The organism is Candidatus Pantoea soli, from assembly GCF_007833795.1.
Taxonomy (GTDB): Bacteria; Pseudomonadota; Gammaproteobacteria; order Enterobacterales; family Enterobacteriaceae; genus Pantoea; species Pantoea soli.
In genome coordinates this window covers 2,105,727-2,120,300 of the sequence record NZ_CP032702.1, presented here as the reverse complement: position 1 = coordinate 2,120,300, position 14,574 = coordinate 2,105,727, and the positions used below count along the sequence as shown (strand labels likewise).

Annotated in this window: 14 protein-coding genes; 9 read left to right on the top strand and 5 right to left on the bottom strand. The window is 58.9% G+C overall.

Annotated features, from left to right (window positions below; genetic code table 11):
- Positions 1–65 precede the first annotated feature (65 nt).
- Positions 66–887 carry a DUF72 domain-containing protein gene (locus D8B20_RS09845; RefSeq protein ID WP_145888710.1) on the bottom strand — a complete coding sequence of 274 codons (822 nt, stop codon included), beginning with the start codon at positions 885–887 and terminating at the stop codon, positions 66–68.
- A gap of 218 nt (positions 888–1,105) precedes the next feature.
- Between D8B20_RS09845 and aspS the strand changes: the two genes are divergently transcribed.
- The 6 genes from aspS (at position 1,106) to ruvB (ending at position 6,676) form a co-directional block, all read left to right on the top strand.
- Positions 1,106–2,887, top strand: coding sequence for an aspartate--tRNA ligase (gene aspS / locus D8B20_RS09840; protein WP_145888709.1), 1,782 nt, complete (start codon positions 1,106–1,108; stop codon positions 2,885–2,887).
- The gene (nudB, locus tag D8B20_RS09835; protein ID WP_145888708.1) at positions 2,887–3,318 is read left to right on the top strand and encodes a dihydroneopterin triphosphate diphosphatase; all 432 of its coding nucleotides are present in this window, start codon (positions 2,887–2,889) and stop codon (positions 3,316–3,318) included. The genes aspS and nudB overlap by 1 nt, the downstream gene beginning before the upstream one ends.
- Before the next feature lie 244 nt (positions 3,319–3,562).
- Positions 3,563–4,306, top strand: coding sequence for a YebC/PmpR family DNA-binding transcriptional regulator (locus D8B20_RS09830; RefSeq protein WP_145888707.1), 744 nt, complete (start codon positions 3,563–3,565; stop codon positions 4,304–4,306).
- A gap of 37 nt (positions 4,307–4,343) precedes the next feature.
- Positions 4,344–4,871 (top strand): crossover junction endodeoxyribonuclease RuvC, encoded by a 528-nt coding sequence (gene ruvC, locus D8B20_RS09825; RefSeq protein WP_145888706.1) that lies wholly within the window; start codon positions 4,344–4,346, stop codon positions 4,869–4,871.
- A gap of 177 nt (positions 4,872–5,048) precedes the next feature.
- Complete coding sequence (gene ruvA, locus D8B20_RS09820) at positions 5,049–5,663, top strand: Holliday junction branch migration protein RuvA (RefSeq protein WP_145888705.1); 615 nt, start codon at positions 5,049–5,051, stop codon at positions 5,661–5,663.
- Between the two features lie 8 nt (positions 5,664–5,671).
- Positions 5,672–6,676, top strand: a complete 1,005-nt coding sequence (gene ruvB, locus D8B20_RS09815) for a Holliday junction branch migration DNA helicase RuvB (protein ID WP_145888704.1) — start codon at positions 5,672–5,674, stop codon at positions 6,674–6,676.
- Positions 6,677–6,682: 6 nt separating this feature from the next.
- Here the strand turns inward: ruvB and znuB are convergent, their stop codons facing one another.
- A complete protein-coding gene (znuB, locus tag D8B20_RS09810) occupies positions 6,683–7,468 on the bottom strand; it encodes a zinc ABC transporter permease subunit ZnuB (protein ID WP_145888703.1) in 786 nt (261 codons plus the stop codon).
- Positions 7,465–8,220 carry a zinc ABC transporter ATP-binding protein ZnuC gene (gene znuC, locus D8B20_RS09805; protein WP_145888702.1) on the bottom strand — a complete coding sequence of 252 codons (756 nt, stop codon included), beginning with the start codon at positions 8,218–8,220 and terminating at the stop codon, positions 7,465–7,467. The genes znuB and znuC overlap by 4 nt, the downstream gene beginning before the upstream one ends.
- Positions 8,221–8,296: 76 nt before the next feature.
- Here znuC and znuA point away from each other — a divergent pair, with 76 nt between their 5' ends.
- The 3 genes from znuA to lpxM all read left to right on the top strand — a co-directional run bounded on the left by znuA (position 8,297) and on the right by lpxM (position 11,712).
- Positions 8,297–9,268, top strand: coding sequence for a zinc ABC transporter substrate-binding protein ZnuA (gene znuA / locus D8B20_RS09800; RefSeq protein ID WP_145888701.1), 972 nt, complete (start codon positions 8,297–8,299; stop codon positions 9,266–9,268).
- A 14-nt stretch (positions 9,269–9,282) separates the two neighbouring features.
- Positions 9,283–10,611 carry a murein DD-endopeptidase MepM gene (mepM, locus tag D8B20_RS09795; protein WP_145888700.1) on the top strand — a complete coding sequence of 443 codons (1,329 nt, stop codon included), beginning with the start codon at positions 9,283–9,285 and terminating at the stop codon, positions 10,609–10,611.
- A gap of 126 nt (positions 10,612–10,737) precedes the next feature.
- Complete coding sequence (gene lpxM, locus D8B20_RS09790; RefSeq protein ID WP_145888699.1) at positions 10,738–11,712, top strand: lauroyl-Kdo(2)-lipid IV(A) myristoyltransferase; 975 nt, start codon at positions 10,738–10,740, stop codon at positions 11,710–11,712.
- Positions 11,713–11,762: 50 nt separating this feature from the next.
- Here the strand turns inward: lpxM and D8B20_RS09785 are convergent, their stop codons facing one another.
- Positions 11,763–13,001 carry an MFS transporter gene (locus tag D8B20_RS09785; protein WP_145888698.1) on the bottom strand — a complete coding sequence of 413 codons (1,239 nt, stop codon included), beginning with the start codon at positions 12,999–13,001 and terminating at the stop codon, positions 11,763–11,765.
- A gap of 89 nt (positions 13,002–13,090) precedes the next feature.
- Positions 13,091–14,533: a pyruvate kinase gene (pyk, locus tag D8B20_RS09780; protein WP_145888697.1), complete on the bottom strand. Its 1,443-nt coding sequence runs from the start codon at positions 14,531–14,533 to the stop codon at positions 13,091–13,093.
- Positions 14,534–14,574: the final 41 nt, after the last annotated feature.

Below are 14,574 nucleotides of genomic sequence, written 5' to 3'. Positions count from 1 at the left end.
GAGAGAAAACGGAAAGGGCGCTATTCTGGCAGAAACTGCCGTGAGCTGCACCCGTTTCCCTGAGTTTAGAACAGGCTGGATTGCTGCGGCCATGCCGGCAGCGGACGCAGGCCCGGCTCCAGCTGTTGCAGCTGCGGCCAAAGCGCCTGCAGCAGCGGAAACACCTCGCCCATATCGGGCGTATGAATAAACAGCAGCGCATCGCCTTCGGCCAGCCAGCCGGGCAGCTTTTCCCGCCAGACGCGAAACAGCGGCACGCTTTCCGCCACCGCATCGCTGCCGATAAAGCGCACCATCGGCTGCGTGCCGGTGCGAATGGCGTGCGCCGGTACGCGTGGCTTTTGCGTACGCGCATGCACCGCCGCCGGAGCCGTTGAGGTGGAAAGGTGCACCGGGCGGCTGTCGAGGATCACGCGGTTGACGCCGCGCGCCAGCAAGCCGCGATTCAGCGTGCGTTCGGCTTCGCCTTTGGCAAAAAACGCCGGATGCCGCACCTCCACGCCATAGCTGAAACTGCGTGGCAGGCTATCCAGAAACGACCACAGGTCGTTAAGCTGCGCGGGCGAGAAGGTGGCAGGAAGCTGCAGCCAGTATTGCCCGATACGTGCGCTGAGCGGGTCCAGCAGGCGAAAAAAGTCATTGAGTAGCGTCTCGCAGTTTTTCAGTGCCGCCTGATTGCTGATGGTGTGCGGGAATTTAAAGCAGAAGCGAAAATCGTCGTGCGTCATGTCATGCCAGCGCAGCACCACTTCCGGGGCCGGCAGCGCATACAGTGTGGTATTCCCCTCCACGCAGTCGAACAACCGGGCATAATCCGCTAAGGTTTCCAGACCAAACTGTTTCCAGCGCGCGTGCTGCCATTGCGGTAATCCAATTCGAAGTGTCAAACGCAAGCTCCTGAACCTATCCGGGGATTATCCCCCGATCGTGACCCGACAGGATTCCGCGACACCCGAAACGCGAATGATTTGTCCGCTTTGCGTGGGATCTGTTTATCCTGTCTGGCTTTTTCCATTATAATAGCCGCCTTTTTTGCGACAGCATCTCAGAAGGTTACGCGGCCTGATGCTGTCTGGCAGCAGCGGCGAAGTTAAAAGGATACGTTATGCGTACAGAATATTGCGGACAGCTCAATCTGTCCCATGCAGGTCAGCAAGTTACTCTCTGCGGCTGGGTCAACCGTCGTCGCGATCTGGGTAGCCTGATTTTTATCGATATGCGCGACCGTGAAGGCATCGCTCAGGTCTTCTTTGATGCTGACCATCAGGAAGCTTTCCAGCGGGCGTCCGAGCTGCGCAACGAATTCTGTATCCAGATCACCGGAACCGTACGTGCGCGTGAAGAGAAAAACCGCAACAGCGAGATGGCGACCGGCGATATCGAAGTGTTCGCCCATGAGCTGACCATCATCAACCGTGCGGAACCGCTGCCGCTGGACTCTAACCAGACCAACAGCGAAGAAGCCCGTCTGACCTACCGTTATCTGGACCTGCGTCGTCCGGAAATGGCGCAGCGCCTGAAAACCCGCGCCCGCATCACCAGCTTTGTGCGTCGCTTCATGGACAGCGAAGGCTTCCTCGACATCGAAACGCCGATGCTGACCAAAGCCACGCCGGAAGGCGCGCGTGACTATCTGGTGCCCAGCCGCGTGCACAAGGGCAAATTCTATGCGCTGCCGCAGTCACCTCAGCTGTTCAAGCAGCTGCTGATGATGTCCGGTTTTGACCGCTACTACCAGATCGTCAAATGTTTCCGTGACGAAGACCTGCGTGCCGATCGTCAGCCGGAGTTCACCCAGATCGACGTAGAAACCTCATTTATGAGCGCAGAACAGGTGCGTGAGGTGATGGAGCGTCTGATCCGGGAATTGTGGCTCGACATCAAAGGCGTGGACCTCGGCGACTTCCCGCAGATGACCTTTGCCGAAGCGATGAACCGCTACGGATCGGATAAACCTGACCTGCGTAACCCAATGGAGCTGATCGACGTGGGCGATCTGCTGCAGAACGTTGAATTCCAGGTGTTCGCAGGCCCGGCCAACGATGCCAAAGGGCGTGTTGCCGCGCTGCGCGTGCCGGGTGGTGCGGCGCTGACGCGTAAGCAAATTGACGAATACGGCAAGTTTATTGAAATCTACGGCGCGAAAGGGCTGGCGTGGATGAAGATCAACCAGCGTGCAGCCGGTTTTGAAGGCGTGCAGAGCCCGGTGGCGAAATTCCTGACGCCGGAAATCGTGGAGTCCATCCTGAACCGTACCGGCGCGCAGGATGGCGACCTGATCTTCTTTGGCGCTGACCGGGCCAAAGTGGTGGCGGATGCGCTGGGCGCGCTGCGTCTGAAAGTGGGCCGTGACCTGCTGATTACCGATGAAAAAGCCTGGGCTCCGCTGTGGGTGATCGACTTCCCGATGTTCGAAGAGGACGACGAAGGTGGCCTGGCCGCGATGCACCATCCGTTTACCTCGCCGAAAGCGCTCAGCGCGGAACAGCTGGCGGCGGATCCGGTGCAGGCGGTTGCCAACGCCTATGATATGGTGATCAACGGCTATGAAGTTGGCGGCGGCTCTGTCCGTATTCACAACGGCACCATGCAGCAGACCGTATTCAGCATTCTGGGCATTACCCCGGAAGAGCAGCAGGAGAAGTTTGGCTTCCTGCTGGACGCGCTGAAATTTGGTACGCCGCCGCACGCGGGCCTGGCCTTTGGTCTCGATCGCCTGACCATGCTGCTGACCGGTACCGACAACATCCGTGATGTGATCGCGTTCCCGAAAACCACCGCCGCAGCCTGTCTGATGACGGAAGCCCCCAGCGAAGCCAACCCGGCCGCGCTGGCCGATCTGGGTATCCAGATCCTGCCGAAGAAAGAGAAGACAGAGAATAACTGATGCGCTACAAACATCCGGTTTCGGTGCTGGTGGTCATTTATGCGCAGGATACCGGCCGGGTGTTGATGCTGCAGCGGCGCGATGATGCCAGCTTCTGGCAGTCGGTCACCGGCAGCCTGGAACCCGGAGAAACGCCGGCGCAGGCTGCCGTGCGTGAAGTGGCCGAAGAGCTGGCGATTGATATCCCCGGCGAACAGCTGGCGCTGGAAGATTGTCAAAAGCAGATTGAGTTTGAAATCTTCCCGCACTATCGCCATCGTTATGCCCCGGAGGTCACGCATAACCGGGAACACTGGTTCCGGCTGGCCCTGCCGGGCGAGCGGGAACTGCGGCTGAGCGAGCATCTGGCCGCACAGTGGCTGACACCGGCCGCCGCCGCAGCGCTGACCAAGTCCTGGAGTAACCGCCAGGCAATCGAAGAATTTATCTGAATCCCCGCCGCCGCGCATTTTTCCGGCGGCGGGTACGCTACATTGACAACCTAAACTCAGCTCAGGTGTTTATCCGGGCGTGACTTTGCTGAAACGTCGGGCGTGATCGGCGCAGCGGGGCGGGTTGCCGCCAGCGCACAGCATCCAGCGCGTACGCAGGTACGCAAGGTATGCGCGCACTGCCGCAAGCCGCGAGCGCAAGCAAGATAGCCCGTGCGATATACAAGATCGGAGAGATAGTAAGATGGCTGGACACAGTAAATGGGCGAATACCAAGCACCGCAAAGCGGCTCAGGACGCGAAGCGCGGTAAGATCTTCACCAAAATCATTCGTGAACTGGTGACAGCAGCAAAACTGGGCGGTGGCGATCCGGGCTCTAACCCGCGTCTGCGCGCTGCGATGGACAAAGCCCTGTCCAACAACATGACCCGTGACACCATGAACCGTGCTATTGCGCGCGGTGTGGGCGGCGAAGATGATTCCAACATGGAAACCATCATCTATGAAGGCTACGGTCCTGGCGGTTCTGCCGTGATGGTTGAATGCCTGAGTGACAACCGCAACCGTACCGTGGGTGAAGTGCGTCACGCCTTCACCAAAACCGGCGGGAACCTCGGCACGGACGGCTCCGTTTCCTACCTGTTCAGCAAAAAAGGCGTGATCTCGTTTGCGCCCGGTCAGGATGAAGATGCGGTAATGGAAGCGGCGCTGGAAGCCGGTGCCGAAGATGTGGTCAGCTATGACGACGGCGCGATTGACGTCTTCACCGCGTGGGAAGAGCTGGGTGCCGTGCGTGACGCGCTGGAAGCCGCCGGGCTGAAAGCCGACAGCGCTGAAGTCTCCATGATCCCTTCCACCAAAGCGGAACTGGATGCCGAGACGGCACCGAAACTGCTGCGTCTGATTGACATGCTGGAAGATTGTGACGATGTGCAGGAGGTTTACCACAACGGTGAAATCTCTGACGAGGTGGCGGAAACGCTGTAATGGCGTTGCTTACCCCTGCTCACGCCGGAGGCGCGCTGTGGCGATAATTCTCGGGATCGACCCCGGCTCGCGCGTCACCGGCTATGGTGTTATCCGTCAGACCGGCCGCCAGCTCAGCTATCTGGGCAGCGGCTGTATCCGCACCAACGTCACCGATTTGCCTTCGCGTCTGAAACTGATTTACGCGGGCGTCAGCGAAATCATTACGCAATTTTCACCCGACTACTTTGCCATTGAGCAGGTCTTTATGGCGAAAAACGCCGATTCAGCGCTCAAGCTCGGTCAGGCGCGCGGCGCAGCGATTGTTGCCGCAGTGAACCATGACTTGCCGGTGTTTGAGTACGCGGCGCGTCAGGTTAAGCAGACGGTGACCGGTATCGGCAGCGCCGAAAAGAGCCAGGTGCAGCATATGGTTCGCACCTTGCTTAAGCTGCCTGCTAATCCTCAGGCGGATGCCGCTGATGCGCTGGCGATTGCCATTACGCACTGTCATGTCAGCCAGAACGCGGCGCGCATGAGCGACAGCAAACTGGTGCTGACGCGCGGGCGGTTGCGATCCGGTTAGCAAAAGCGTGGTGCTTCAATAGGCTGGATATGCATCCAGCCTTTTTTATGATATACATAGCCGTCACGATTCCGCCTGCCGTCAGGCGCGCGGGCAGCGCAGCGTTGCGACATAGCGGGCTGCAGGCAGCGGTATTCGCGCATGTATTTGTTACTCACAGATTAAGGAACAGCTCAGGTGATTGGTCGCTTACGAGGCAATATTCTGGAAAAACAGCCGCCGCTGGTGTTGATTGAGGCGCACGGCGTCGGTTATGAAGTGCATATGCCAATGACCTGCTTCTACGAGCTGCCGGAAATCAATCAGGAAGCGATTATCTTCACCCAGTTTGTGGTGCGTGAAGATGCCCAACTGTTGTTTGGCTTCAACAGCAAACAGGAGCGCGCGCTGTTCCGCGAGCTGATCAAAGTGAACGGCGTCGGGCCGAAACTGGCGCTGGCAATCCTGTCCGGGATGTCCGCACAGCAGTTTGTGAACGCGGTAGAGCACGAAGAGATTGCTTCACTGGTCAAACTGCCGGGCGTGGGCAAAAAAACCGCCGAACGGCTGGTGGTAGAGATGAAAGACCGCTTCAAAGGGATGCACGGCGATCTGTTTGGTGGCGACTCTGCCTTTACACTCACCGCGCCTTCCGCGACGCCGGAGACCAACGACGCCGAGGCAGAAGCCGTTGCTGCGCTGGTGGCGCTGGGTTATAAACCGCAGGAAGCCAGCCGTATGGTCAGCAAAGTGGGTAAACCCGATGCGGATTGTGAAACCCTGATCCGCGAAGCGCTGCGCGCAGCTATTTGAGGTAAAGCATGATTGAAGCCGATCGCCTGGTCTCGGGCAGTTCTTTCAACGAAGAAGAGAGCCTGGACCGCGCCATCCGCCCTAAACTGCTGACAGAATATGTCGGTCAGCCGCAGGTGCGCGAACAGATGGAGATTTTCATCAAGGCTGCGAAGCTGCGCGGCGATGCGCTGGACCACCTGCTGATTTTCGGTCCGCCCGGGCTGGGTAAAACCACGCTGGCGAACATTGTCGCCAATGAGATGGGCGTTAATCTGCGTACCACATCCGGCCCGGTGCTGGAGAAAGCCGGCGATCTGGCGGCCATGCTCACCAACCTTGAACCGCATGACGTGCTGTTCATTGATGAAATTCACCGTCTTTCGCCGGTGGTGGAAGAGGTGCTTTATCCGGCGATGGAAGATTATCAGCTGGATATCATGATTGGCGAAGGGCCGGCGGCGCGCTCCATCAAGCTCGATCTGCCGCCGTTTACCCTGATTGGTGCGACCACGCGCGCCGGCTCTCTCACGTCACCGTTGCGCGACCGTTTCGGCATCGTGCAGCGGCTGGAGTTTTACAACGTGCCGGATCTTCAGCACATCGTCAGCCGCAGCGCCGCCTGTTTAGGGCTGGTGCTGAGTGAAGAAGGTGCGCTGGAAGTGGCGCGGCGCGCGCGCGGCACGCCGCGTATTGCGAACCGTCTGCTGCGTCGCGTGCGGGATTTTGCCGATGTGCGCGCGAACGGCAACATGAGTGGTGAAGTGGCTGCCAGCGCGCTGGATATGCTTAACGTGGATAGTCAGGGCTTTGATTACATGGACCGCAAGCTGCTGCTGGCCATCATTGATAAGTTCATGGGCGGTCCAGTGGGGCTGGATAACCTTGCGGCGGCCATCGGCGAAGAGCGGGAAACTATTGAAGACGTTATCGAACCCTTCCTGATTCAGCAGGGCTTTATTCAGCGCACCCCGCGCGGCCGGATGGCCACGCAGCATGCGTATAAACATTTCGATATTCTGCGCGAAGAGTAACCGGCGTCAGGCCGCCGGTTTTTTTGCCATGCTGAACATAAACAGTACGGCGGCGCACAGTACCACTGACGGGCCGGCAGGCGTATCGTAGCTGGCGGAGAAGGTGAGGCCACCGGTTACCGCCAGGGTGCCGATTAGCACGGCGAACCCGGCCATCTGCTCCGGCGAACGGGAGAAGCGCCGCGCGGTGGCCGCCGGAATAATCAGCAGCGAGGTGATAATCAGCGCACCGACAAACTTCATCGCCACGCCGATGGTCAGCGCGGTGACCAGCATCAGCATCAGCCGCGTCCGCGGGAGGTTAACGCCGTCGACCTGTGCCAGTTCCGGACTGATGGTCATCGACAGCAGCGCCCGCCACTGCCACGCCATCACGGCCAGCACCACCATCACGCCACCGCCCATCAGCCACAAATCATCCGGCGTAATCGCCAGCAGGTCACCGAACAGGTAGGCCATGAGATCCACGCGCACGCCCTGCATCAGGCTCACCACCACCAGGCCGAGCGACAGGGCACTGTGCGCCATGATCCCCAGCAGGGTATCGATCGCCAGATGCGGGCGGCGCTCCAGCCACACCAGACCCAGCGCCAGGCAGACCGTCACCAGAATCACGGCATAATAAGGGTTAACGTTAAGCAGCAACCCGAATGCCACCCCCAGCAGCGAGGCGTGAGCAAGGGTATCGCCAAAATAGGACATGCGGCGCCAGACCACAAATGAGCCCAGCGGGCCGGCGGCCAGCGCCAGCAGAACGCCGCCGAGCCAGCCAGGTAAAAGCAGTTCAATCATGAGGGGCTGTTTCCTTTGCGCAAAACAATGCGTCCCTGTAAATCGTGACGGTGATTATGGTGATGCCGGTAAATCGCCAGCTGTTGCGCGCCGCGCGGACCGAACATGGCGATAAACTCCGGATGTTGCGAAACCGCTTCCGGCGTGCCGGAGCAGCAGATGTGATGATTCAGACACAGCACTTCGTCGGTTTTCGCCATCACCAGATGCAGATCGTGGGAAACCATCAGCACGGCGCAGTTCAGCTCGCGGCGCAGCTGGTCGATCAGATCATACAGTGCCACCTGACCGTTAACGTCCACGCCCTGCGTCGGTTCATCCAGCACCAGCAGCTGTGGCTGATTGAGCAGCGCACGCGCCAGCAGCACGCGCTGGGTTTCGCCGCCGGAGAGCTTTTGCAGTGGGGCCTGCAGCAGATGCCCGGCCTGAACCCGTTTCAGCGCCGGCAGAATCGCCTGACGCTGGCTGCCTTGCGTCAGGCGCATAAAGCGTTCAACGATGATGGGCAGGGTGGGATCTATGTGCAGCTTTTGCGGCACATAGCCAATGCGCAAACCGGGCGCGCGATGGACGCGACCGCTGTCCGGGGTCAGCAAGCCAAGCACCGTGCGCACCAGCGTAGACTTCCCGGCACCGTTGGGCCCGAGCAGCGTCAGAATTTTTCCCGGTTCGAGCGACAGGCTGATGCCGGCCAGCACCGGCCGCTGAGAAAAGGTGACGGATATGTTTTCGAGTGTGACAAGTGGCGTCATGATATTTACGGTTGCATTGAAATTCGAATGTTATAATATCACATTCCATCACCTGGTCACGATGGAATGTCGCATTATGTTACACATTAAACAGCGCCTTACTTTTACCCTTTCTGCGATGGCATTTAGCGCGGCAGCCGCGCTGCCAGCGCATGCAGCCGTGGTTGCCTCTATCAAGCCGCTCGGATTTATCGCAGCGGCGATCGCCGATGGCATTACGCCGGTTGAAGTATTACTGCCGGACGGTGCCTCAGAACACGATTATGCGCTGCGTCCTTCCGACGTAAAACGTATTAAAAACGCAGACTTAGTCGTCTGGACCGGTCCGGAAATGGAAGCCTTTTTGACCCGGTCTGCCGGCGAATTACCGCAGAACAAAAACCTGGAAATAGCGGCATTACCGGCGGTCAAACCGCTGCTGATCCGCGGCGGTGAAGACGATGATGAACCCGCCACCGATCATGATTCTGCGCATGGTTCAGAAAATTCCGAGGATACAGACTCGTCTCATGCACATCACCACCACGGTGAGTTTAACATGCACCTGTGGATGTCCCCTGAGATCGCCCGGCAATCTGCTGTTGCAATCCATGGAAAATTATTGGAACTTATGCCGCAAAGCAAAGCCAAACTTGACGCCAATCTGCAGCAGTTTGAGGCAGCATTAGCGGACGCAGACAAACACATTGGCGCGCAACTCGCGCCGGTGCGGAACAAGGGTTATTTCGTTTTTCACGACGCGTACAGCTACTTCGAAAAACATTACGGTTTGTCACCTTTAGGGCATTTTACCGTCAATCCTGAAATCCAGCCGGGCGCCCAGCGTTTACATCAAATACGAACACAGTTGGTTGAGCAGAAAGCCGTATGCGTTTTCGCTGAACCACAATTCAGGCCGGCCGTCATCGATGCGGTGTCGCGTGGAACGCCTGTGCGTAAAGGCACACTGGATCCACTCGGCATGGGAATCAGCTTAACCAAAGACAGCTACGTGAAATTCCTCTCACAGCTGTCAAGCCAGTATGCGAGCTGCCTGAATGGAGCATAGAGGAATAGGTAAAAGTGCAGCAGATAGCCCGCTCTGTCGCCCTCGCATTTAATAATTTGCCGCGCCCCCACCGCGTTATGCTGGGGTCATTAACCGTTGTCACACTGGCCGTCGCCGTCTGGCGGCCTTATGTTTACCATCCCCGCGACGTCGCCCCCATCGTGAAAGACATCACGCTGGATAAAAACGAACTGCGCAATTTACTGCCGGAAGCCAGCGAGCCGATCGATCAGACCACGGCGGAGCCGGAAGACGATATCCCGGCAGATGACATTGATAACGATGTGCCGGACGTGCCCAATCAACATGAGTATACCGTTTCGTCGGGCGATACCCTGAGCAGCGCGCTCAACCAGTACGGCATCGATCTCAGCGATATCAATGCGCTGGTCAGCAGCGATAAAGATCTGCGTAACCTGCGCGTCGGCCAGCAGCTGAGCTGGACGCTGGATGCCGATGGCGGCCTGCAGAATTTCAGCTGGGAAATTGACCGGCGCGAAACCCGCACCTATGCGCGCCAGCCGAACGGCGCGTTTGAGATGCAGCAGGAGATGCAGAAGGGCGAATGGCAGAACAGCGTGCTGAAAGGCGAAGTGCGCGGCAGCTTTGCCGCCAGCGCCCAGCGAGCCGGACTCACCAGCGCTGAAACCAGCAGCGTGATCAAAGCGATGCAGTGGCAGATGGATTTCCGCAAACTGCGCGCCGGTGACGCCTTCAGCGTGCTGATGTCACGGGAAATGCTGGATGGCAAAAGCGCCCAGAGCCAGCTGCTGGGCGTGCGCGTGCACACCGGCGGCAAAGATTACTACGCTTTCCGCGCCGAAGACGGCAAATTCTACGATCGCAACGGCTCCGGCCTGGCGCGCGGCTTTATGCGCTTCCCGACCGTCAAACAGTATCGCGTCTCTTCAAACTTCAATCCGCGCCGGCTGAACCCGGTGACCGGCCGCATTGCGCCGCACAAAGGCGTGGATTTTGCGCTGCCGATTGGTACGCCGGTGCTGGCGGTTGGCGATGGTGAGGTGGTCATGGCGAAAAACGGCGGCGCCGCCGGCAACTATGTCGCTATCCGTCACGGTCGCCAGTATATGACACGCTATATGCACCTGAGCAAAGCACTGGTCAAACCGGGGCAGAAAGTGAAACGCGGAGACCGCATTGCGCTGTCCGGCAATACCGGACGCTCCACCGGCCCGCATCTGCATTATGAAGTGTGGATCAACAATCAGGCGGTCAATCCGCTGACGGCGAAACTGCCGCGCATGGAAGGGCTGACCGGCAAAGACCGCAGCACTTACCTGGCGCAGGTGAAAAGTTATCTGCCGCAGCTGGCGCTGAAATAACACGATTATCCGGGCAGCATGAAAAAACCGACGAATTGTTCGTCGGTTTTTTGCTATCTGGCGCAGGAAGATTGCAAAATTAACCGCCGTCACTATCATTGAGCCGTCATTGTCAGAGGCGAGTGCATGGAAACCCGAAAGAAAAATAACATTGAGTTTATTCCCGTTTTTCAACGTTCTTTTTTAAAACCCAAATACTGGGGCAGCTGGCTGGCGATTGGGGCGCTGGCGGGCATGGCATTACTGCCGGCGAAACTGCGCGATCCGGTGCTGGGCGGACTGGGAAAATTTGCCGGTAAACTGGCAAAAAGTGCGCGCCGGCGTGCGTTGATCAATCTCTATTACTGTCTGCCGGAACTGAGCGAGGCGCAGCGCGAGGAGATTGCTGACCGTATGTTTGCCACCGCGCCGCAGGCCATGGTAATGATGGCAGAGCTGGGCATGCGCAATCCGGAACGGGTTCGCCAGCGCGTCGAGTGGCACGGCCGGGAAATCATCACCGCGCTGCAGGAAAACAACGAAAACGTCATCTTCCTCGTTCCGCACGGCTGGGGAGTAGACATTCCCGCCATGCTGCTGGCCTCGGAAGGGCAGATGATGGCCGCCATGTTCCATAATCAGAGCGACCCGCTGCTGGACTACGTATGGAATACGGTACGCCGGCGTTTTGGGGGGCGCATGCACGCGCGCAATGACGGTATCAAACCGTTTATCGCCTCGGTGCGGCAGGGCTACTACGGCTACTACCTGCCGGATCAGGATCACGGCGCAGAGCACAGCGAGTTTGTGGATTTCTTTGCCACGTATAAAGCGACGCTGCCTGCGGTTGGCCGGCTGATGAAGGTGTGCCGCGCCCGCGTTGTGCCGCTGTTTCCGGTGTATAACAGCCAGACGCACAAGCTGGAAATCTATGTGCGCCCGCCGATGGATGACCTGCTGGACGCGGACGATACCACGTTGGCGCGACGCATGAATGAAGAGGTGGAGATCTTTGTCCGTCCGCATCCCGAGCAGTACACGTGGATACTCAAACTGCTGAAAACGCGTAAGGAAGGGGATATTGAACCTTATGCGCGCAAAGATTTATACCCGCGTAAGTAGCCGCTCATCCCGCGCGCGCCGTCGCAGCATTCCGACAGGGCGCGCGCCTTTCACTCCTGCAGTGACGCCACCTGACTGCGGCGTTTACGCTCCCGCAGAAACAGCAGCACCAGCACAAACCACAGCGCGCCAGCGGCAAAGTTGATCGCGCTGAACCAGGGTGTGCCGCCGCGGAAGTAGCCGCTTTTTGCCAGCTCGATGCCGGCCGCCAGCGTCAGAATACTGATCATGCCCAGCATTGCTGCGATGCTGCCTTTGCCTTCGCTGCTGGCGTAGAGCGTCAGGCGATAAAGGCCCGCATTCACCATACCGGCCCCAAAGGCATACAGGCTCAGGCCCGCCGTCAGCAGCAGGTAGGTGTGACGATCCAGCAGGTTAGCCAGCAAGGCGATGCCCAGCCCAAACAAAATCGGCCAGGCGGCAAATTTCACCGGCTGCTCAATCGGCACCCGTCCGGCCAGTTTGCCCAGTGTCAGATTACCGGCAATCATGGCAAGAAACACCGGCAGCTGCAGCAGCGCATACGTCATGCGTGATAAGCCTTCATCATGCATCAGGATCACCGGAGAGAGCGCCACCCAGGTCAGAATGGGAATGAACACCAGTCCGATGGCAAAGGAGCCATACATAACCTGCTTATCCCGTGCCAGCCGTCCATAGCCGCGCGCCAGGCTGGGCAGGGCGATGGAGTGGCTGCGGTCGCCGGCTGTCTCCGGCATGACGCGCAGCAGCACCACAAACGCCACCAGGCTGCACAGGGCGAACAGCCAGAACATACTGCGCCATTCGCCCACCGTCAGCCAGGCCGCGCCGGCTAACGGACCGGCCAGCGGCGCAAGCAGGGCGATGTTGGCCATCAGCGCCATCATGCGTACCGCCAGCGCCTCATCAAACGCTTCCTGCACCGCGGCATAGCTCACCGCGCCGATAAAGCACAGGCTGATGCCCTGCACAAAGCGCAGCGCAACAAACTGTTCAATGTTACTTACCCAGCTGGTCAGCATGCAGGCGGCGGCAAAAAACAGGATACCGGCCAGCAGCACCGGACGGCGGCCATATTTATCCGACAGCGGCCCCAGCAGCCACTGCAGCACCACGCCGCCCATCAGGTAGGCGGTCAGCGAGGTGGATACCCACTCCGGGCCGACGCCAAATTCGCCGGTGACCAGCAGCATGCCGGGCTGGATCATGTCGTGTGCGATATAGGTCGCGAATTCAAACAGCACCAGCGCAAGCGGAAACAGCAGCACGCGGCCGCTGAGCTGGCTGATAGGTTGGTAGCGGGCCATCTGGCCTCCTTGTCAGAGCAAAAATAAAACGCGACTGCCAGGCAGTCGCGTTTGTCCATGTTGTTACAGCCGCTGGGGGAGGCGGGGGCTTAATCCACGCGCAGCACGCGGCTGGTGTTGGTGGTGCCAGTGGTACCCATCACGTCGCCCTGGGTCACAATGACCAGATCGCCAGAGACGAGGAAGCCCTTGTCACGCAGCAGGTTCACGGCGTCGTGCGCGGCGGCAACACCCTCATTGTTGCTGTCAAAATAGACCGGCGTCACGCCACGATACAGCGCGGTCAGGTTCAGGGTGCGCTCATGCCGTGACATGGCGAAGATCGGTAAACCGGAGGTAATGCGCGAAGTCATCAGCGCGGTGCGGCCGGATTCCGTCATGGTAATGATGGCAGACACGCCCTGCAGGTGGTTTGCGGCGTACATCGCCGACATGGCAATCGCCTCTTCGATGTTATCGAACTGCACATCCAGACGGTGCTTGGAGACGTTCACGCTGGGGATCTTCTCTGCGCCCAGGCACACTTTTGCCATCGCAGAGACGGTTTCCGCCGGATACTGACCGGCAGCGGTTTCCGCCGAGAGCATGACCGCATCGGTGCCGTCCAGCACGGCGTTTGCCACGTCCATCACTTCTGCACGGGTTGGCATCGGGTTGGTGATCATCGATTCCATCATCTGCGTCGCAGTAATAATGGTACGGTTCAGCTGACGGGCACGCCGGATCAGCGCCTTCTGAATGCCCACCAGCTCCGGATCGCCAATTTCCACGCCGAGGTCGCCACGCGCCACCATCACCACATCGGAGGCCAGAATGATATCATCCATGGCTTCCTGCGTCGCGACCGCTTCCGCGCGCTCCACTTTGGCCACCAGCTTGGCATCGCAGCCGGCATCGCGTGCCAGACGGCGGGCGTAGTTCATATCTTCACCGTTACGCGGGAAGGAGACCGCCAGGTAATCGACGCCGATTTTCGCGGCGGTGAGGATATCCAGTTTATCTTTCTCGGTCAGCGCTTCTGCAGAGAGGCCGCCGCCGAGTTTGTTGATGCCTTTATTATTGGAGAGCGGGCCGCCCACGGTCACTTCGGTGAACACTTTAACGCCCTGAACTTCCAGCACCTTCAGCTGCACGCGGCCATCATCCAGCAGCAGGATATCGCCGGGCACCACGTCTTCCGGCAGGCCTTTGTAGTCAATACCGACCTTTTCTTTGTCCCCTTCGCCTTTGCTCAGGTTCGCGTCCAGCAGAAAGCGGTCGCCGACGTTAAGGAACACTTTGCCTTCTTTAAAGGTAGAGACGCGGATTTTCGGCCCCTGCAAATCGCCGAGAATCGCTACATGACGGCCCAGTTTTGCCGCAATCTGTCGCACTTTGTCAGCACGCTGCTGGTGATCTTCCGGGGTGCCGTGGGAGAAGTTAAGTCGCACAACGTTAGCACCGGCCGCGATGATTTTTTCGAGGTTATTATCGCGATCGGTCGCCGGACCGAGGGTGGTAACGATCTTGGTTCTTCTTAGACGTCTGGACATGAAGGACTCCGTTGACAAAGTATCGTGTCGATCACAAGGGA